The 20672-nt window shown below is 73.5% G+C and carries 14 protein-coding genes; 1 reads left to right on the forward strand and 13 read right to left on the reverse strand.

The features are described from left to right. The 12 genes from ACZ7LB_RS06135 to folC all read right to left on the reverse strand — a co-directional run. A partial coding sequence (locus ACZ7LB_RS06135) for a sugar phosphate nucleotidyltransferase (RefSeq protein WP_365213003.1) occupies positions 1-116 on the reverse strand: 116 nt, incomplete at its 3' end. Positions 117-232: 116 nt separating this feature from the next. Continuing rightward, positions 233-4501, reverse strand: coding sequence for an Rne/Rng family ribonuclease (locus ACZ7LB_RS06140; RefSeq protein WP_471465628.1), 4269 nt, complete (start codon positions 4499-4501; stop codon positions 233-235). A gap of 279 nt (positions 4502-4780) precedes the next feature. Then, entirely contained in the window at positions 4781-5548 is a 768-nt protein-coding gene (locus ACZ7LB_RS06145; RefSeq protein WP_471465629.1) for a TIGR03936 family radical SAM-associated protein, read from the reverse strand. A gap of 214 nt (positions 5549-5762) precedes the next feature. Further along, positions 5763-7697 (reverse strand): TIGR03960 family B12-binding radical SAM protein, encoded by a 1935-nt coding sequence (locus ACZ7LB_RS06150; RefSeq protein WP_471465630.1) that lies wholly within the window; start codon positions 7695-7697, stop codon positions 5763-5765. Between the two features lie 217 nt (positions 7698-7914). Continuing rightward, positions 7915-9114, reverse strand: coding sequence for a rod shape-determining protein RodA (rodA, locus tag ACZ7LB_RS06155; protein ID WP_471465631.1), 1200 nt, complete (start codon positions 9112-9114; stop codon positions 7915-7917). Beyond that, positions 9111-11567, reverse strand: coding sequence for a penicillin-binding protein 2 (mrdA, locus tag ACZ7LB_RS06160; RefSeq protein ID WP_471465632.1), 2457 nt, complete (start codon positions 11565-11567; stop codon positions 9111-9113). Before mrdA ends, rodA begins: the two co-directional genes overlap by 4 nt. Before the next feature lie 140 nt (positions 11568-11707). Next, on the reverse strand, positions 11708-12379 hold the full coding sequence (gene mreD / locus ACZ7LB_RS06165) for a rod shape-determining protein MreD (protein ID WP_161225948.1): 672 nt from the start codon (positions 12377-12379) through the stop codon (positions 11708-11710). A gap of 14 nt (positions 12380-12393) precedes the next feature. Further along, positions 12394-13455: a rod shape-determining protein MreC gene (gene mreC / locus ACZ7LB_RS06170; RefSeq protein ID WP_471465633.1), complete on the reverse strand. Its 1062-nt coding sequence runs from the start codon at positions 13453-13455 to the stop codon at positions 12394-12396. A 307-nt stretch (positions 13456-13762) separates the two neighbouring features. Continuing rightward, the gene (locus tag ACZ7LB_RS06175; RefSeq protein ID WP_161225982.1) at positions 13763-14782 is read right to left on the reverse strand and encodes a rod shape-determining protein; all 1020 of its coding nucleotides are present in this window, start codon (positions 14780-14782) and stop codon (positions 13763-13765) included. Positions 14783-15088: 306 nt separating this feature from the next. Further along, on the reverse strand, positions 15089-15502 hold the full coding sequence (gene ndk, locus ACZ7LB_RS06180; RefSeq protein ID WP_471465634.1) for a nucleoside-diphosphate kinase: 414 nt from the start codon (positions 15500-15502) through the stop codon (positions 15089-15091). A gap of 742 nt (positions 15503-16244) precedes the next feature. After that, a complete protein-coding gene (locus ACZ7LB_RS06185) occupies positions 16245-16604 on the reverse strand; it encodes a DUF4233 domain-containing protein (RefSeq protein WP_471465635.1) in 360 nt (119 codons plus the stop codon). 5 nt (positions 16605-16609) lie between these two features. Next, positions 16610-18130 (reverse strand): bifunctional tetrahydrofolate synthase/dihydrofolate synthase, encoded by a 1521-nt coding sequence (folC, locus tag ACZ7LB_RS06190; protein ID WP_471465636.1) that lies wholly within the window; start codon positions 18128-18130, stop codon positions 16610-16612. Positions 18131-18325: 195 nt separating this feature from the next. Between folC and ACZ7LB_RS06195 the strand changes: the two genes are divergently transcribed. Continuing rightward, on the forward strand, positions 18326-19285 hold the full coding sequence (locus ACZ7LB_RS06195; protein ID WP_471465637.1) for a hypothetical protein: 960 nt from the start codon (positions 18326-18328) through the stop codon (positions 19283-19285). 72 nt (positions 19286-19357) lie between these two features. Here the strand turns inward: ACZ7LB_RS06195 and clpX are convergent, their stop codons facing one another. Further along, positions 19358-20644, reverse strand: coding sequence for an ATP-dependent Clp protease ATP-binding subunit ClpX (gene clpX, locus ACZ7LB_RS06200; protein WP_161225942.1), 1287 nt, complete (start codon positions 20642-20644; stop codon positions 19358-19360). Positions 20645-20672 lie beyond the last annotated feature (28 nt).

Here is a 20672-nt window from a genome sequence, read left to right on the forward strand (position 1 = left end):
ACCGTGATGCTCTCCTCCGCACCCTCCGGACCCACCGGCACCAAAGCCTTGGGCAGCGTCTCGGTGTAGGGGCGCAGACGCCGGCCGGCGCCGGCCGCGAGCACGAGGCCTATCATCGCGGTTCTTCTCCTCTGGGGTGGTGGTTCCGCGGACGCGTGTGGTCCCGCCCCGGACGGGCAGGACCACACGTGCGGCGGCGGCTGGGGTTCCAGCCTCGTCGGTGAGGGCTGGGTCAGCCCTCGTCGGTGGCGTCGGCGGCGGACGCCTGCGGGGCGGTCGCCGCGGTCTTCTTCGCCGCCGTCTTGCGGGTCGTGGCCGACTTGGCCGCGGTCTTCTTGGCCGTCGTCGTCTTGGCCGCGGTCTTCTTGGCGGTCGTGGTCTTGGCCGCCTTCTTGGCCGTGGCCTTCTTGGCGGCCGTCTTCTTCGCCGCGGTCTTCTTCGCCGCGGCCGTGGTGGCGGCCGTCTTGGTGGCGGCCTTCTTCGCCGTCGCCTTCTTGGCCGTCTTGCGGGCCGCCGCCTTCTTGGCCGGGACGGCCTCCTCGGCGGCGTCGGCGCTCCCGTCCCCGACGGGGGCCTCCGCAGGGGCGGCCTCCGCGGGTGCGGCCTCCTCGGCGGCGGGCTCCTCGGCGGGGGCCGGCTCCGACTCCGCCGGTTCGGCGGCGGACGGGACGACCACGACGGCCGTCTCCTCGGACGCGGTCGGCGCGGTGGCCCTGCGCACGGCGCGGCGGCGCGGGCGGGCCGGGGCGGCGCTCGCGGCCGGGGCCTCCGGCGCCTCCTCCGCCGGGGCGGCCTCGGCGGCCTCCTCCGTCCGCTGCCCGTCCTGCGCGGTCTCGGCGACCGTCACGACGGCGGCCTCGGCACCGGCGGGCGAACCGGCCGGCGCGGACACCTTGCGGGTGGCCCGGCGGCGGGTACGGCCCTGGGGCGCGGCCTCCTCGGCGGCGGGCGCGGGAGTCTCCGCGACGGGCGCGGCCTCCTCCACGACGGGCGCCGGGGCGCCGGAGACGGCGTCCTCGACGGCCGCGGGCTCGGCCAGCACCTCGGCGGCGGGGCGCACCTCGGGACGGCCGGTCTCGTCGGCGGCGGTGAGGTCCTGCGCGGTGGGCGCCTGCGCGGGGCTCCGGTCGGCGGCGCGGTCCTCGCCGCGCGCCGTCCGCGGCGCGCCCGCCGGGGCGGACGCCCTGCGGCTCGCCCGGCGCCGGGTCCGGCCGCGGGTGGCGGCGGCCTCGGCCTCGGCGGCGCTGCTGTACAGCTCCTCGTCCGGGGTGAACTCGGGCGCGGGCAGGGCGACCGGCTCGGCCGCCTCGGCGGCGACCTCGGCCGCGGACTCCGACTCGGCGTCCGCCTCCTGCTCCGCCGTCGGCCCGGTCACGGCCACCGTCTCGTGGTCGTGCTCGTGCTCACCGGCACCGGCGCGGGCCCGCTTGCGGCGCTTGCCGCCACCGCCGCCGCCCGAGGCGGACGGCTGGTCCAGGTGGACGATGACACCGCGTCCGTTGCAGTGGACGCAGGTCTCCGAGAAGGACTCCAGCAGGCCCTGGCCGACCCGCTTGCGGGTCATCTGGACCAGGCCCAGCGAGGTGACCTCGGCGACCTGGTGCTTGGTGCGGTCCCGGCCCAGGCACTCCAGCAGGCGCCGCAGCACCAGGTCCCGGTTGGACTCCAGCACCATGTCGATGAAGTCGATGACGATGATGCCGCCGAGGTCGCGCAGCCGGAGCTGGCGCACGATCTCCTCGGCCGCCTCCAGGTTGTTCCTGGTGACCGTCTCCTCCAGGTTGCCGCCCTGGCCGGTGAACTTGCCGGTGTTGACGTCGATGACGATCATCGCCTCGGTCCGGTCGATCACCAGCGAACCGCCGCTGGGCAGCCAGACCTTGCGGTCCAGCGCCTTGGCGAGCTGCTCGTCGATCCGGTACGTGGCGAAGACGTCGACCTCGGAGGTCCACCGCGACAGCCGGTCCGCGAGGTCCGGCGCCACGTGGGAGACGTAGCCGTGGACGGTCTGCCAGGCGTCCTCGCCGCTGACGACGACCTTGGAGAAGTCCTCGTTGAAGATGTCGCGGACGACCCGGACGGTCATGTCCGGCTCGCCGTAGAGCAGGGTCGGGGCGTTGCCGCTCTTCGCCTTGCGCTGGATCTCCTCCCACTGCGCCTGGAGCCGCTCGACGTCGCGGCGCAGCTCGTCCTCGCTGGCGCCCTCGGCGGCGGTGCGCACGATGACGCCCGCGTTCTCGGGGACGATCCGCTTGAGGATGCCCTTGAGCCGGGAGCGCTCGGTGTCGGGCAGCTTGCGGCTGATGCCGGTCATCGAGCCCTCGGGCACGTAGACCAGGTAGCGGCCGGGCAGGGAGACCTGGCTGGTGAGGCGGGCGCCCTTGTGGCCGATCGGGTCCTTGGTGACCTGGACCAGCACGGACTGCCCGGACTTCAGGGCCGCCTCGATGCGGCGCGGGCCGTGGCCCATGCCGAGCGCCTCGAAGTTGACCTCGCCGGCGTACAGGACGGCGTTGCGGCCCTTGCCGATGTCGATGAAGGCGGCCTCCATCGACGGCAGCACGTTCTGCACCTTGCCGAGGTAGACGTTGCCGACGTACGAGGTGGCCTGCTCCTTGTTGACGTAGTGCTCGACGAGCACCCCGTCCTCCAGGACGCCGATCTGGGTGCGCTCGCCGTACTGGCGGACGACCATGACGCGCTCGACGGCCTCGCGGCGGGCCAGGAACTCCGCCTCGGTGATGATCGGCACCCGGCGGCGGCCCTGCTCGCGGCCCTCGCGGCGACGCTGCTTCTTGGCCTCCAGACGGGTGGAGCCCTTGATGGACTGGACCTCGTCGGAGGGCTCGGCGGCCTTGCGGGGCTCGCGGACCTTGACGACGGTGCGCTCGGGGTCGTCGGAGGAGCCCTCGGCCTCCCCGGAGCCGTCCCCGGCCCGGCGGCGGCGACGGCGGCGACGGCGGCTGCTGCTGGAGCCGCCCGCGCCCTCCCCGTCGTGGCCGTGGTCGTCCTCGGCGTCGTCCTCGCCCTGCTCGGCGGAGTCCTCGGCGTCCTGGTGACCGTCGGCGTGGCCGTGGTCGCCCTCGGCGTCGTCGGTGTCTGCGTCGGCGGAGTCGCCCCGGCGGCGGCGACGGCCGCCCCGGCGACGGCGGCGGCGCGAGCCGGCGTCCTCGGAGCCCTCGGCGTCGTCGTGGTCGTGGTCGTCGTCGCCCTCCTCGGCCTCGGCCTCGGCCTCCTCCTGGGCGGCGGGCGCGGGCGCGGCAGCGGGGGCGGGGGCGGCCGGGGCCTGCTCGGCGGGGGCCTCCTCGGCACCCCGGCGGCGGCGACGGCGGCGGGAGGCCGCGGACAGGTCCTCCGCGATGTCCTCGCCGTCCTCGTCGGCACGGGCGGGCTCGGCCCCGGCGGCCTCGGCGGCGGCTTGGGCGGCGGCCCGCTCGGGCGTCTGGAACTGGAACTTGGGCTCGGCGAAGACCGGCGGCTGGAAGACCGCGACGGCCGGGCGCGAGGGACGGCGCGGGGCGTCGTCGGCCCCGCCGGAACCGGCGGTCTGCGGCGGGGCGGCGAACCCGGAGGCGGCCTTGCGCGCGGTCCGGCGGCGGGCCCGGCGCGGGCCGCCCTCCTCGGCGGGCTCGGCGGCCTGGACGGGCTGCGCGGCGCGGGCGGGCTCGGCGGCGCGGACGGGCTCGGCCGCGGCGGCGGCGGGCTCGTCGGCCACGGCGGCGGGCTCGTCGGCGGCGGGGGACGCCGCCGGGGCGGTCACCTTGCGGGTGGCCCGGCGCCGGGTGCGGCGGGGGGCGGCGTCGTCGGTGCCGTCGGTCCCGGCGCTCTCCGCGGCGGCGGGCGCCGCGGCGGGCTCCGGCGTCTCCTGCGGGGCGGCGTCGGACGCGGCGGCGGTCTCCGCGGCGGGAGAGGTGGTGACCCGGGTGGCGCGGCGGCGGGCGCGGCGCGGCGCGGCCTCCTCGGCGGCCGGGGCCGCGGTCTCCTCGGCGGCGGCCTCGGCGTCCTCCTCGGCCTCCGGGTCCTCCTCGGCGGCCACGGGCTCGGCCGGGGCGGCGGTCACGTTCCCGGCGGGGGACGCGGCACCGCGCGTGGCGCGGCGGCGGGTGCGGCGCGGCGCGGCCTCCTCGGCGGGCTCGGCGGCCTCGGCGGCGGGAGCGGGGGCCTCGGCGGCCGGGGCCGCGGCGACGACGGTCTCGGCGCTTCCGGCGGCGGGCGCCCCGGCGGGGGCGGAGGCACGGCGCACGGCGCGGCGCCTCGGGCGGGCCGGGGCGGCGTCGCCCTCGGAGTCCGCCCCGTCCCCGGCCACGGCGGCCGGGGCGGCGGGCTCGGCTGCGGGGGCGGTGGTCTCGGCCACCGCCTCGGGGGCACCGCCGGGCGGGCCCGCCGGGCGGGAGGCGGCCCTGCGCCGGCGGCGCGGCGGCAGGGTGTCGCTGGGGGTGTTGTTCGCCGCGGGGTCCGTCGAGACGGTCGCGGACTCGGTGGCTTCGGTCGGTTCGAGCATGCGGGGGTTTCTCCCGTCAGGCTCCCGGGCGCCGCGCCTGGTCCGGCGGGGGCCGATTCGGCCGGCCGCCGGTGACGTCCGCGGCGCGCGCGATGCGCGTTCGCCGCCGTCCGGGGCGCGGGCGCCGCTCGGGAGCTATCCGTGTCTTGTCTCGCCGGTTCCGTACCCCTTGTCGTGCACGGCCTGGCGAAAAGTCTTGTGGTGGGTGCGCTGCCCGACCCAGGTGGCTCCCGAGTTCGAGGGCGGCGCTACGACGTCCGTCCCTGTGCGGGACCTTCCCTACGCGGGCGCCGTCGCGGCGGCGGGAGCGTCGGCCGGTTGCGGCGCGGTCGCTGCTGCCTCGCGGTCGGGCGCGAGCGGGTCGGTCACCGCGCCGGTCTCCTCATCGAAAAGCCCCTGCGCCAGCCTGGTCACCGCTGCGGGGACCGGCGGCGCCAGGTCGGCCACGGCGCGGAGACCGGACAGGACGTCGTCGGGTCGTACGGCAGGCGTCACGTGCCGAACAACCAGGCGCAGTATCGCACAGGGCCGGTCGCCCGGCCCATCGGCCGGCGCGCTCCGTGTCTCCATGCTCACCACGGCGGAGCGGGCGTCGAAGGTGCGGACACCGTTCTTGGTGCGCCGCTGGACCTCGACGGCCGGTGCCGAGACGAAGGCCGCGGCGGCGCGTTCGGCGTCCGCCGGGTCCACCCCGGTCAGCCGCAGCTCCCAGACGGAAGCCGTCAGCCGGTCGGCGAGGCCCGGGGTACGGGCCTCGACCGCGTCGACGATGTCGAGCCCGGGGGGCAGCGACTCGTCGAGGAGCCTCCGCAGCGGCCCGGGGTCGCGCGCCTCGGTGAGCGCGATCTCCAGGTACTCCGCCTCGCTGCCCGTGCCGGTGGGTGCGGCATTGGCGTACGACACCTTCGGGTGCGGGGTGAACCCCGCCGAGTAGGCCATGGGCACCTCGGCGCGGCGCAGCGCCCGCTCGAAGGCGCGCTGGAAGTCGCGGTGGCTGGTGAACCGGAGGCGGCCGCGCTTGGTGTAGCGCAGTCGGATGCGCTGCACCGCGGGTACGGGCGGCGGGCCTTCGGGCTGTCGCTTGCCCAGGGGACTTCTCCTTGTGTACGGGCGGCCGGACCGCGGCGCCGTCCCCGCACCCGGCGGGAACCGCCCGGCTCGCCCCCGTGAACCACGGGGACTCCTCGTGCCCGGTCCTCTTCCCTAGAGTACGCGTTCGTCCTCCCCCGGGTTCCCACCCGGGGGAGGACGGCCGCCCCGCCTACCGCACCACGGTCAGCGGCAGCAGCTTCTTCCCGGTGGGGCCGACCTGGATCTGGGTGTCCATGGCGGGGCAGACCCCGCAGTCGAAGCAGGGGGTCCAGCGGCAGTCGTCGACCTCGGTCTCGTCGAGGGCGTCCTGCCAGTCCTCCCAGAGCCAGTCCTTGTCGAGACCGGAGTCCAGGTGGTCCCAGGGCAGGACCTCCTCGTAGGAGCGCTCGCGGGTGGTGTACCAGTCGACGTCGACGCCGAAGGGGGCCAGGGCCTTGTCGGCCGCGGACATCCAGCGGTCGTACGAGAAGTGCTCGCGCCAGCCGTCGAAGCGCCCCCCGTCGTCGTAGACCGCGCGGATGACGGCGCCGGTCCGGCGGTCGCCCCGGGAGAGCAGGCCCTCGACGATGCCGGGCTTGCCGTCGTGGTAGCGGAAGCCGATGGAGCGGCCGTACTTCTTGTCGCCGCGGATCTTGTCGCGCAGCTTGGCCAGGCGCTCGTCGGTCTCCTGGGCGGAGAGCTGCGGGGCCCACTGGAAGGGGGTGTGGGGCTTGGGGACGAAGCCGCCGATGGAGACGGTGCAGCGGATGTCGCCGGAGCCGGAGACCTCGCGGCCCTTCTGGATGACCCGGGTGGCCATGTCCGCGATCTGGAGCACGTCGTCGTCGGTCTCGGTGGGCAGGCCGCACATGAAGTACAGCTTCACCTGGCGCCAGCCGTTGCCGTAGGCGGTGGCGACGGTGCGGATGAGGTCGTCCTCGGAGACCATCTTGTTGATGACCCGCCGGATGCGCTCGGAGCCGCCCTCGGGGGCGAAGGTCAGCCCGGAGCGGCGGCCGTTGCGGGTCAGCTCGTTGGCCAGGTCGATGTTGAAGGCGTCGACGCGGGTGGAGGGGAGGGACAGGCCGATCTTGTCCGCCTCGTACCGGTCCGCGAGGCCCTTGGCCACCTCGCCGATCTCGGTGTGGTCGGCGGAGGACAGGGAGAGCAGGCCGACCTCCTCGAAGCCGGTGGCCCGCAGCCCCTTGTCGACCATCTCGCCGATGCCGGTGATGGAGCGCTCGCGCACCGGGCGGGTGATCATGCCGGCCTGGCAGAAGCGGCAGCCGCGGGTACAGCCGCGGAAGATCTCCACGGACATCCGCTCGTGCACCGTCTCGGCCAGCGGCACCAGGGGCTGCTTGGGGTAGGGCCACTCGTCGAGGTCCATCACCGTGTGCTTGGAGACGCGCCACGGCACGCCCGAGCGGTTCGGCACGACACGGGCGATCCGGCCGTCGGGGAGGTACTCCACGTCGTAGAAGCCGGGGACGTAGACGCCGCCGGTCCTGGCCAGCCGGAGCAGCAGCTCCTCGCGCCCGCCGGGGCGGCCCTCGGCCTTCCAGGCGCGGACGATGGCGGTGATCTCCAGGACGGCCTGCTCGCCGTCGCCGATGACCGCGCAGTCGATGAAGTCGGCGATGGGCTCGGGGTTGAACGCCGCGTGCCCGCCGGCCAGCACGACCGGGTCGTCGATGCCCCGGTCCCGGGCCTCCAGCGGGATGCCCGCGAGGTCCAGGGCGGTGAGCATGTTGGTGTAGCCCAGCTCCGTGGAGAAGGACAGGCCGAAGACGTCGAAGGCCCGCACCGGGCGGTGGCTGTCGACGGTGAACTGCGGGACCGTGTGCTCCCGCATCAGGGCCTCCAGGTCCGGCCACACGCTGTAGGTGCGCTCGGCGAGGACGCCCCGCTGCTCGTTGAGCACCTCGTAGAGGATCATGACGCCCTGGTTGGGCAGGCCGACCTCGTAGGCGTCCGGGTACATCAGGGCCCAGCGGACGTCGCACTCGTCCCAGGGTTTGACCGTGGAGTTCAGCTCTCCGCCGACGTACTGGATCGGCTTCTGCACATGCGGGAGCAGAGCTTCGAGCTGCGGGAACACCGACTCGGCGGCTTCGGCAGGCATCTCACGGAACCTTCGTGTGGTGACTGGGGTCCCCCGGTCGCAGGCTGGGGGCGGGTGACCATCCAGCCTAACCCGGCGCGCGGGGTCCTCCGCACCGCCCGCCCGCGCGGGCCGGAGCACGGCGGAGAGGGCGCACAGCGGCGGGGGCGCGGCGGAGGGGCGGGGGCGACCGGGTCGTCGGCGGGGCGGCCGGGTATGCGGCGGCCCCGGCCGGCGGTCAGGCCGACATCGGCCGCTGGACGGTGATCGACTGGAGCAGGCCGACCGCGGCCCACACCGAGAACATCGACGAGCCCCCGTAGGAGACGAACGGCAGCGGCAGCCCGGTGACCGGCATGATGCCGAGCGTCATGCCGATGTTCTCGAAGCCCTGGAAGGCGAACCAGGCCACGATCCCGGCGGCGACGACCGTGCCGTACAGGTCCGGGGTGTCCCGGGCGATGCGGCAGGCCCGCCAGAGCACCACGCCGAGCATGAGGATGATGAACCCGGCGCCGAGGAAGCCCAGTTCCTCGCCGGCGACGGTGAAGACGAAGTCGGTCTGCTGCTCCGGCACGAACCGGCCGGTGGTCTGCGAGCCCTGGAACAGCCCGGAGCCGGTCAGCCCGCCGGAGCCGATGGCGATGCGGGCCTGGTTGGTGTTGTAGCCGACGCCCGCCGGGTCCAGCTCGGGGTTGGCGAAGGCGGCGAAGCGGTTGATCTGGTAGTCGTCCAGGATGCCGAGCTGCCACACCGCGAGCGCGCCGAGCGCGCCGGTGCCGAGCAGGCCGAAGACCCACCGGTTGGAGGCGCCGGAGGCGAGCAGGACGCCGAGCACGATGGCGACCATGACCATGACCGACCCGAGGTCGGGCATCAGCATCACGATCATCATGGGGACGGCGGCCAGGCCGAGGGCCTGGAGCACGGTGCGGTGGTCCGGGTGCGGCTTGTCACCGGCGTCGACCCGCGCGGCCAGCAGCATCGCCATGCCCAGGATGATCGTGATCTTCACGAACTCCGAGGGCTGGAGGGAGAAGCCGCCGGGCAGCTTGATCCAGGAGTGGGCGCCGTTGATGGTCGAGCCCAGCGGGGTGAGCACCAGCAGGATCAGGAAGAGGGACAGGCCGTACAGCATCGGCACGGCGGTGCGCAGGGCGCGGTGGCCGAGCCAGACGATGCCGATCATCAGGACGACGCCGATGCCGGTGTTCAGCAGGTGCCGGGTGAGGAAGTAGTAGGGGTCGCCCTGGTTGAGCTCGGTGCGGTTGCGGGTGGCCGAGTAGACCAGCAGCGAGCCCGTCAGGGACAGCGCGGTCGCCGCCAGCAGTATCGGCCAGTCCAGCCGCCGGGCCAGCGAGTCGCGGGCGAGCAGCCGGGTCCAGCCGGCCCGTTCGGGGCCGTATCCGGAGACCTGGAAGCTGTTGACGCCGGTCATGCGCGGGCCCCCCGTCGTCCGCCGTGCGCACCGCGCCCGCCGCCCGCGCCGTCGCCGCCGGGGGCTCCGCCGCCGGGTGCGCCGCCGCGCCGCCGTCGTCGGCGGGTGTCGCGGTTGACGCCGTCCCGGGTGTTCAGGGTCGCCTGCGGGTCCTGGCCGTCCGGCGGGTTCCCGGCCGGGTCCCGCGCGGTCCGCTCGTCCTGCCCGGCCTGCTGGTCCTGCCCGGTCTGCTGGTCCTGCCCCGCCTGCTGGTCCTGCCCCGCCTGCTGGTCCTGCCCGGCCTGCTGGTCCTGGCCCGTGCCGGGGGCGGTGGTGCCGCCGGTGGCCGCCGGGGCCGGCCGGAGCGTCTTCACCGGGTCCTCGGCCAGCCGGGGCGAGACGATGGTGCCGTCCGCCTTGATCTTCGGCAGCCCCTTCTGCGGCTGGGGCAGCAGCGCCCTGCGGGCGTCGATCGCGCCCTCCGGCGACACCCCGTACAGCGCGTTGTAGATGTTGCGGACGGCGGGGCCCGAGGCGCCGGAGCCCGTACCGCCCTGGGAGATCGTCATGACGATCGAGTAGTCCTTGGTGTACGTGGCGAACCAGGAGGTGGTCTGCTTGCCGTAGACCTCGGCCGTGCCGGTCTTGGCGTGCATCGGGATCTCGTCCTGGGGCCAGCCGCCGAAGCGCCAGGCGGCGGTGCCCCGGGTGGCGACGCCCGCGAGGGCCTCGTCCATGCTGGCCAGCGTGGTGCGGCTGAGGGGCAGCCGGCCGTGGGAGGTGGGCTCGATCTCCTCGACCCGCTTGCCGTCGGGGCTGACGACGGCCTTGCCGATCGTCGGATCGTACAGGGTGCCGCCGTTGGACAGGGCCGCGTAGATGGTGGCCATCTGGATGGGGGTGACGAGGGTGTCGCCCTGGCCGATGGAGTAGTTGATGGAGTCACCGGCACGCATCTTGTTGCCCTCCAGACAGTTCTCGTACGCGATCATCTCGACGTACGAGCCGTCCTTCTTCCCCGTCTTGCACCAGCCGTCCTTGTTGGCCTGCCAGTACCGCTGCTTCCACTGGCGGTCGGGGACGCGGCCGGAGACCTCGTTGGGCAGGTCGATGCCCGTCTCCTTGCCGAGGCCGAACTGGTGGGCGGCCTTGTAGAAGTAGTCGTTCGGCTTCTTGCCGTCCGCGCCGCCGTCCCTCTTCCACTGCTCGTGGGCGAGCCGGTAGAAGACGGTGTCGCAGGAGAGCTCCAGGGCGCGCCCGATGGTGATGGCGCCCTCGTCGGCGGACTCGAAGTTCTTGAAGACCTGGTTGCCGACGGAGTAGGAGCTGGAGCAGTCGTAGCGGCCGTCGAAGTCGTAGCCGGCCTCCACCGCGGCGGCCGAGGAGACCACCTTGAAGATCGAGCCGGGGGCGGCCTGCCCCTGGGTGGCCCGGTTGAGCAGCGGGTAGTTGGAGTCCTTGCCGGTGAGCTTCCGGTAGTCGGCGGCGGAGATCCCGCCGACCCAGGCGTTGGGGTCGTAGGTCGGGTTGGAGGCCATGGCGACCACCCGGCCGGTCCTGGCCTCCATGACGACGACGGCCCCGGCGTCGGCCTTGTAGGTGGTGTTGGTGTTGCGGTCGAACTCGTGCCGGGCGGCCTTCATCGCCGCGTCCAGCTCGTGCTCGGCGACCCGCTGGACGCGGGCGTCGATGCTGGTGACGAGGTTGGAGCCGGGCTGGCCCGCGTCGGACTCGGCCCGGCCGATGACCCGGCCGAGGTTGTCGACCTCGTACCGGGTCACCCCGGCCTTGCCCCGCAGCGCCTTGTCGTACTGGCGCTCCAGCCCGGAGCGGCCGACCTGGTCGGAGCGGAGGAAGGGCGAGTCGGTGTCCTGGGCCTTCTGGATCTCCTCGTCGGTGACCGGTGAGAGGTAGCCGAGGACCTGGGCGGTGTTGGACTTGCCGGGGGCGGCGTAGCGGCGTACGGCCATGGGCTCGGCGGTGATGCCGGGGAAGTCCTCGGCGCGCTCGCGGATCTGGAGGGCCTGCTTGGGCGTGGCCTCGTCGGTGACCGGGATCGGCTGGTAGGGCGAGCCGTTCCAGCAGGGCTGGGGGGTCTTGGCGTCGCACAGCCTGACCTTGTCCAGCACCTCCCGGGGCTTCATGCCGAGCACCCCGGCGAGCTTGGTGAGGACGGCCTCCCCGTCGTCGCGCATCTTCAACAGCTCGGTGCGGGAGGCGGAGACGACCAGACGGGTCTCGTTGTCGGCGAGGGCCACGCCGCGGGCGTCCAGGATGGAGCCGCGGGTGGCGGGCTGGACGACCTGCTGGACGTGGTTGCCGGAGGCGGCCCGGGCGTACTCGTCGCCCTGGCGGATCTGGAGGTACCAGAGCCGGGCGCCGAGGGTGCCGAGGAGGGAGAGGACGAGGATCTGGATGACGACGAGCCGGGTCTGCACCCGGGTGCTGCGGCCGGTCTCCGGAATGTTAGTCATGGGCGCGGCCCATTCGGTCGAGGGTGCTGGTGGACGACGGGCGGGCGCTGGTCACTGCCGCTCCTCCCCCGTCGTCGTGGTCGTGGTCGTGCGGGGCGCCGCCGGGACGGTCGTCGCGCGGGGCGCCGCCGGGGTCGTCGTCACAGGCGCTTGACCCCCTTGATGCGGCCCGCCCGGGCGCCCCGGGCCCGCGCCGCCTTCACCCGCAGCCCGTTGCGCTGGCTGCCGATGCGCAGCCCGGTGCCGGAGGCGTGCCAGCCGGTGGCGATGTCGGAGGTCTGGGCGGCGGCGTTGGCGTCGGCCAGCGGGTCGTTCTCGGCCCGCCGGGCCAGGGCCATGATGCCGGGCACGGCGAACGGCGCCAGCAGCAGGTCGTAGAGGGCCGCGGTGAACAGCAGCCCCGGCAGCCCGACATGGCGGGCCGCGGTGTCCCCGACCAGGGCGCCGACCCCGGCGTAGAGCAGGGTGGTGCCGACGGCGGCGGCGACCACGACGGCCATCGCCCCGGTGGCCGAGCGCAGCCGCCCGTTCTCCGGCTTGGCGAGCCCGGCGAGGTAGCCGACGACGCAGAGCACCAGGGCGTAGCGGCCGGCGGCGTGGTCGGCGGGCGGGGCGAGGTCGGCGAGGAGTCCGGCGCCGAAGCCGACGAGGGCTCCGCCGACGTGCCCGTAGACCAGGGCGAGGCCCAGCACGGTCAGGAGCAGCAGGTCGGGTACGGCGCCGGGCAGGTGGAGCCGGGACAGGACGCTGACCTGGACCACCAGGGCGACGACGACGAGGGAGACGGAGAGCAGGATTCGGTTGACGCGCATGGGACGGATGGCTCCTACGGCTCGGTCTGTCCGGACGGGCCGGGCGGGGCGGTCACGCCCGGCCGGACGCCCTGGTCCGGCTGATCGCCCCCGGCGGCGGGGTCCTGCCCGTCGGGCACCCGGCCCCCGGGGGTGAGGCCGTCGGGGGTGAGGCCGTCGGGGACCCCGGCGGACGGGGTCACGGTGACCGTCACGGTCGGCACGGGCTTGGGCCGGGACTTCTCCGGGAGCACCGTGTCGCGCGGGTCCTTGGCGGGCGCCTTGACGACGACGCCGATGATGTCGAGCTTGGTGAAGGAGGCGAACGGCGTGACGTAGAGGGTGCGGGTCAGATCGCCGCCGGCGGGGTCGACACGGCTGACGGTGCCCACCGGGACGCCCGGCACGAAGGGCTTGTCGCCCTGGGAGCCGAAGGTGACGAGGCGGTCGCCCTTCTTCACGTCGGCCTTGCCGTTGAGCAGTTCGACGCGCAGCGGGCGGTCGCCCTGGCCGGAGGCGAAGCCCAGTTCGTCACCGCTCTCCATGCGGGTGCCGACGGTGAAGTCGGGGTCGGTGGCGAGCAGCACGGTGGCGGTGCGCGGGCCGACGGTGGTGACGCGGCCGACGAGTCCGTCGCCGTTGAGGACGGTCATGTCGCGCCGGACACCGTCGTTGGCGCCCGCGTCGATGGTGATGGTCCAGGAGAAGCCCTGAGCCGCTCCCACGGCGATGACCTGGGCGCCCTTGATGCCGTACTGGCCGGCGCCGGCCAGGCCGAGCATCCGGTCGAACTGCCGGAGTCTGCTGCGGCCGCGCTCGTCGCTGCCGAGCTTCGCCTTCAGGGCCGCGTTCTCCGTCTCCAGCGCGGCGAGCCGGTCGTGCCGGTCGCCGGACTCGCGGACCGCGGAGACGGCGTTGGCGACCGGGTCGACCGCGGCCGACACCCCGCTCTCGATCGGACCGAAGACATTGGCCGCGGCCTGCCGGGCACCGTCGACCGGTGAGTCCTGGCCGCCGCGGATGTCCACCGTGATCAGCGCGAACGCGATGGCGATCAGCAGCACCAGGAGCAGCCGGCTCTCTTTCGTGTCCCTCACGTGCGGCGGCCGTGCCTTCCTCGTCGGAGTCGGAGATTCTTCGTGTGCGGTGTGCGGGGCGGTCAGGTGGTCGGCGGGCGGGCGGCGGACGGTGTTCCCGGGGTGCCCGCGCGGGCGGCAGGGCGGTCGCGGCCCCCGTGGTCCGCTGCGTCCCGGCGCCCTCCGCGCCGGTGTCCGCGCGCCCGCCCGGGCGGGCGCGCGGGACGGTTTCCGTATGGGCCCGCCGGGAGACGGGGTTCTGTCTCTATGTCAGCGTTCCGCCGTACGAGAGGGGAACGTCCCGTACGGCGGAACCGGAGCACTGCCGTCATCGACGCGGCTGGGCGTCCAGTACCTGCTGCAGCGCCTCGAACTCCTCGACGCACTTGCCGGAACCGAGCGCCACGCTGTCCAGCGGGTCCTCGGCGATGTGGATCGGCATCCCGGTCTCCCGGCGCAGCCGCTCGTCGAGGCCGCGCAGCAGGGCGCCGCCGCCGGTGAGCACGATGCCGCGGTCCATGATGTCGCCGGACAGCTCCGGCGGGCACTTGTCCAGGGTCGTCTTGACGGCGTCGACGATGGCGTTGACCGGCTCCTCGATCGCCTTGCGGACCTCGGCCGCCGAGATGACCACGGTCTTGGGCAGTCCGGAAACGAGGTCGCGGCCCCGGATCTCGGTGTGCTCGTCGGCGTCGAGGTCGTACGCGGAGCCGATGGTGAGCTTGATCTGCTCGGCCGTGCGCTCGCCCAGCAGGAGGCTGTACTCCTTCTTGACGTACTGGATGATCGCGTTGTCCAGCTCGTCGCCCGCGACGCGGATGGACTGGGCGGTGACGATGCCGCCGAGCGAGATGACCGCGACCTCCGTGGTGCCGCCGCCGATGTCGACCACCATGTTGCCGGTGGCCTCGTGGACCGGCAGGCCGGAGCCGATGGCCGCGGCCATGGGCTCCTCGACGATGTGCACCTGGCGGGCGCCTGCCTGGGACGACGCCTCGATCACGGCACGGCGCTCGACGCCGGTGATGCCCGAGGGCACGCAGACGACGACCCGCGGCCGGGCCAGGTAGCGCCGCTTGTGGATCTTGAGGATGAAGTAGCGGAGCATCCGCTCGGTGATCTCGAAGTCGGCGATGACGCCGTCCTTCAGCGGGCGCACGGCGACGATGTTGCCGGGGGTGCGTCCGATCATCTTCTTCGCCTCGGCGCCGACCGCGAGGATGCCACCGGTGTTGGTGTTGATCGCGACGACGGAGGGCTCGTTGAGTACGATCCCGCGACCCCTGACGTACACCAGCGTGTTGGCGGTCCCGAGGTCGACAGCCATGTCACGGCCGATGAACGACATTGAGTTCCCCATCAGGATTCGACTGGCCCTCCCGGAGCCCTTGAGGGCGTTTCAGGAGGGCGGAGGGTGGGTGCGGTGACGTGAAGGCTTCCATGGTAGACGCGCTTTCGCGAGCACCGCGCGAGGGTCTTCGCCATTGTCAGCAGATGGCGGGGCGCCCCGCTTGTGGAGACGGGCCAACGGTGGCACGCGTTCCCCCGATCGGCACGCGTATGCCACGGGGCGGCCGCCGCTGGCGCGACCGCCCCGGCCCCGCCGCCCGGCCACCGGGCTGACGCACCGTCAGAACGAACCGCTCCCGGTGGTTCAGACCCGGTCGGGGAAGAAGATCTTCACCTCGCGCTCGGCGGACTCCTCGGAGTCGGAGGCGTGGATCAGGTTCTCCCGGACGATGACACCGAAGTCCCCGCGGATGGAGCCGGGGGCGGCGGCGATGGGGTCGGTCGGGCCGGCCAGGACGCGCACGCCCTCGATGACCCGCTCGCCCTCGACGATCATCGCGACGACCGGGCCGGACGCCATGAACGCGACCAGGGGCTCGTAGAAGGGCTTGCCCTTGTGCTCGCCGTAGTGCTGCTCCAGCGTCCCGGCGTCCAGGGTGCGCAGCTCCAGCGCGGTGATCTGCCAGCCGGCCTTGCGCTCGATACGGCTGATGATCTCGCCGGTCAGACCGCGACGGACGGCGTCGGGCTTGAGGAGGACGAGGCTGCGCTGGGTCACGGAAGGCTCCTTGGGAGTGCGGTTGTGCCGGCTGATGACTGAGGTTACCGGGCGTGTCGCGCCGCCCGTCACGCAGCGTCAGGCGCGGACGTCCACCCGGAGGACCCGGACGGCCCCCGGTCACCCGGGCGGCCCCGTACGGCCCGGGGGTCCCGCGGGGCTTCCCCTCCCTCCGGGGTTCCGGCCCGCGAGGCTCCTGGCGGGCCGGGGTTCCGTGGGGCTCGGTCCCGTAGGGGTTCGGCCTGGGGGCCTGTAGGGACTCCCGTCCCGTAGGGGGTTCAGGTCCCGTAGGGGGTTCCGGCCCCGTAGGGGACTCGGCCTGGGGCGGGGCCCGTAGGGGATCCCCGTCCCGTAGGGGTTCGGCCAGGCCCTGGGTCCTGTCGCGGGGTTCCGGTCCGTAGGGGGTCGGCCGGAGCGGGGCCCGTAGGGGGTACGACCCCTTGGGGGATCGGCCGGGGCACTGTCCCGTGGGGTGCGGGCCCGTCGCCGGTCTTCCCCGTTTTACGGACGCCCCGTCCCACGGACGCCCCGTCCCACGGCCCCCGCCGGTCTTCTCGTTCCACGGACGCCCCGTTCCACGGACGGCCTCCGTCGGGTGACGGCTTCCGGCCCGGGCTCCGACGGGAACGGCGTCCCGTGGCGGTCCCCCGCCGGGCAACGGGGCCGTCCCCCGGGAGTTGCCGTCCGGCCCGGGGGTGTTCCCCGGCCCGGCCGGGCCGGGATCCGGCCGGGCCGCTCGCGGTCAGGCGGTTTCCGGCGCGGCGGCGGCCTCCGCCTGGGCCGCGAAGCGGGCCTTGGCCTCGTCGACCTTCCGCCCGTAGTGCACCGAGGCCCACCACAAGCCGGCGAAGACGACGCCCAGGAAGAACATCGTCGGCACCACGAAGCCCGAGGCGAGCAGGGCGATCTGGAGCGCCCAGCCGAGGGCCACGCCCCCGGGCCGGGTCACCACGCCGCACAGCGCGACGCACAGGAACATGGCGATGCCGCTGACCGTCCAGACCGTCCCCATGGACAGGTCCGGGTCCTTCATGGCGACCAGTCCGGCGAACCCGATGACGAAGAACTCGCCGATCAGCGTCGAAGAACAGAGCGTGCGCACGGGTGTCAGCCCTTCCCCAGGAGCAGTCGGGCCTCGCCGACGGTGATGACGGAACCGGTGACGAGGACACCGCCGCCGGAGAACTCGCCCTCCTCCTCGGCCAGGGTGATCGCGGCCTCCAGGGCGTCGGGCAGCCGGGGCTCGACCTGGACCCGCTCCTCGCCGAACACCTCGACGGCGACGGCGGCCAGCGCGTCCACGTCCATGGCGCGGTGGCTGGAGTTGCGGGTGACGACGATCTCCGCGAAGACCGGCTCGAACGCCTCCAGCAGCCCCCGCACGTCCTTGTCGTCGCTCGCGCCGACCACCCCGATCAGCCGGCTGAACTGGAACGCCTCCCCGACGGCCTCGGCGGTGACCCGGGCCCCGTCGGGGTTGTGCGCCGCGTCCAGGACGACGGTGGGCGAGCTGCGGACGACCTCCATCCGCCCCGGCGAGGTCACCGCGGCGAACGCCTTGCGGACGGTCTCGACGTCCAGCGGCTGGGAGTGCTGCGCCCCGACGCCGAAGAACGCCTCGACGGCGGCGAGCGCCACGGCCGCGTTGTGCGCCTGGTGGGCGCCGTGCAGCGGCAGGTACAGCTCCGGGTAGTCGCCGCCCAGTCCGCGCAGGGTCATCAACTGGCCGCCGACGGCGACCCGGCGGGCGACGACCCCGAACTCCAGGCCCTCGCGGGCCGCGGTGGCGTCCAGGTCGACGGCCTTCCTCAGCAGCACCCGGGCCGCGTCCACCGGCTGCTGGGCGAGGATCACCGTGGCGTCGGGCTTGATGATCCCGGCCTTCTCGGCGGCGATCTCGGCGGGCGTCCCGCCCAGCCGGTCGGTGTGGTCCAGGGAGATGGGGGTGACGACGGCGACCCGCGCGTCGATGACGTTGGTGGCGTCCCAGGTGCCGCCCATGCCGACCTCGACGACGGCCACGTCGACCGGCGCGTCGGCGAAGGCGGCGTAGGCCATGCCGGTCAGCACCTCGAAGAAGGAGAGCCGGTACTCCTGCCGCTCGTCGACCATCGCCACGTACGGCTCGATGTCCCGGTACGTCTCGACGAACCGCTCGGCGGAGACGGGCGCCCCGTCCAGGCTGATCCGCTCGGTGACCGACTGCACGTGCGGCGAGGTGTACCGGCCGGTGCGCAGCTCGAAGGCGCCGAGCAGGGCCTCGATCATGCGGGCCGTGGAGGTCTTGCCGTTGGTCCCGGTGATGTGGATGGAGGGGTACGCGCGCTGCGGGTCGCCCAGGATGTCCATCAGGGCGGCGATCCGGGAGACGGAGGGCTCCAGCTTGGTCTCGCCCCAGCGGGACGCCAGCTCCGCCTCCACCTCGCGCAGCGCCCGGTCGGTCTCCGGGTCCTCCGGACGCGCCGGTGCCTCGCCCCGGGGCGGACCGCCCCGGGTGCGCAGGGTCCGGCTGCCGGCCTCGATCACCGCGAGATCGGGGTCGCGCCCGGTCTCGGCGGCGACGATCTCCTCGAACGCCTCCGACGGGTCGGGCTGCTCGCTGCTGTCACGCGGGGGAAGCTCACTCACGGGCCCCAGTCTACGGAGGGCCGCCCCCTTCCCGCGCGGCACCCGGGTGTCCCCGGACGGCGTGCCGCCCGGCGGCGTCACGGCTCTGTTCCGAAACCCGCGCGCTTTGTAACGGTGGGGCCCCCGATGCTCTGCGGAAGGCATGTCTGCGTCAGGATGTCAGCACCGTGTAAACATCTGGAGGGGAACCCCGTCATGAGTCACAACCAGCCGGGCCCGTACGGCGGGCAGCCCCAGCAGCCCGGACCGTACGGCCAGCAGGGGCCCTACGGCCAGCAGCCGCAGGCCCCCCAGCCCGGCTACGGCTACCCGCAGCAGGCCCCTCCCCCGCAGCCGGGTTACGGCTACCCGCAGCAGCAGCCCCAGCAGGGCGGCGTCCCGCCCCAGCAGCCCCCCTACGGCCAGCAGCCGCCGTACGGCCAGCAGCCCTACGGCGCGCCGCAGCCGCCGCCCCCCTCGGGCGGCGGGAAGAGGACCGGCCTGATCATCGGCGGCGCGGCCGTCGTGGTGGCGCTGGCCGTCGGCGCGTACTTCGTCTTCAGCGGCAAGGGCGGCGGCAGCGACATCGCCGACGACGGTCCCCACAAGCTCACGACGCCCGGCACCGTGCTCGACGGCACGTACAAGAAGGGCGACTCCGAGGACAGCGGCGGCTTCGACAAGGACGACATCAAGAAGGCCGAGAAGTACGGCGTCACCAACCCCAAGGACGTCACCGCCGAGTACCAGGCCGGCGACGAGTCGAACCCGCTCGCCATGAAGATGATCAACTTCATGGGGGTCTACGGGGAGATCGATGACCCCGAGAAGCTCATCGACTCGATGTTCGACGAGATGAACAAGAACGCCTTCAAGGAGGGCGACGGGGACGGCAAGCTCGTCGGCGAGCCCAAGGCGTTCTCCCCGGCCGGTCTGGACGGCGCGATCGTGAAGTGCCAGGAGGCCAGCGCCAAGAACGACAGCGGCGGCTCCTCGGAACCCGCTGTCGGGCCGGAGAACTTCAGCATGCCGATCTGCATCTGGAGCGACCACAGCACGCTCGGCATCGTCATGAACATCGACCTCGTCGACGCCCTGTCGGGCAAGGCCTCCGACCTGGGGAAGGCCGCCGAGCTGACCGCCAAGTTCCGCAAGGACGTCCGCGTCAAGCTCTGACGCCGTCCGGCGGTACGCCGAAGGGGCCCCGGCCGGTCGGCCGGGGCCCCTTCGCGTGCCCGGGGAAGGCGGCTACGCCGTCTTCTGCTCCCCGGCGCCCCGGCCGCGGTTGTCGCGGGGGATGAGCGTCGGGTTGACGTTGGAGAGGACCACGTCGGCGGTGATGACGACCCGGGCGACGTCCTTGCGGGACGGCACCTCGTACATCACCCCCTGGAGGACCTCCTCCATGATGGCGCGCAGGCCGCGGGCGCCGGTCTGGCGCAGGATGGCCTGGTCGGCGATGGCCTCCAGCGCCTCGCGCTCGAAGTCCAGCTCCACGCCGTCGAGTTCGAAGAGCCGCTGGTACTGCTTGACCAGCGCGTTGCGCGGCTCGATCAGGATCTTCAGCAGGGCCTCGCGGTCCAGGTTGTGGACCGAGGTGATCACCGGGAGGCGGCCGATGAACTCGGGGATCATGCCGAACTTGACCAGGTCCTCGGGCATGACGTCCTCGAAGCGGTCCGTGGACTCCCGCTCCCGCTTGGAGAGGATCTGCGCCCCGAAGCCGATGCCCTTGGCGCCGGCCCGCGCCTCGATGATCTTCTCCAGGCCCGCGAAGGCACCGCCCACGATGAACAGCACGTTCGTCGTGTCGATCTGGATGAACTCCTGGTGCGGGTGCTTGCGCCCGCCCTGGGGCGGCACCGAGGCCGTGGTGCCCTCCAGGATCTTCAGCAGGGCCTGCTGCACGCCCTCGCCGCTGACGTCGCGCGTGATGGACGGGTTCTCGCTCTTGCGCGCGACCTTGTCGATCTCGTCGATGTAGATGATCCCCGTCTCGGCCTTCTTGACGTCGTAGTCGGCCGCCTGGATCAGCTTGAGCAGGATGTTCTCGACGTCCTCGCCGACGTAGCCCGCCTCGGTCAGCGCCGTGGCGTCGGCGATGGCGAACGGGACGTTCAGCATGCGGGCGAGGGTCTGGGCGAGGAGGGTCTTGCCGGAGCCCGTGGGGCCCAGCAGCAGGATGTTGGACTTCGCCAGCTCGATGGCGTCCTCGCGGCCCTGGCCACCGCCGTTCTCACCGGCCTGGACCCGCTTGTAGTGGTTGTACACCGCGACGGACAGGGCCTTCTTGGCGGCCTCCTGGCCGACCACGTAGCCCTCCAGGAACTCGTAGATCTCGCGGGGCTTGGGCAGTTCCTCCCAGCGGACCTCGCTGGTCTCCGCCAGCTCTTCCTCGATGATCTCGTTGCAGAGGTCGATGCACTCGTCGCAGATGTAGACACCGGGCCCTGCGATGAGCTTCTTGACCTGCTTCTGGCTCTTGCCGCAGAACGAGCACTTGAGCAGATCGCCGCCGTCACCGATGCGTGCCACGGTGTGCTTCCCCTTCGCCTGGGAGCCG

Source organism: Streptomyces sp. NPDC107521, from assembly GCF_055598485.1.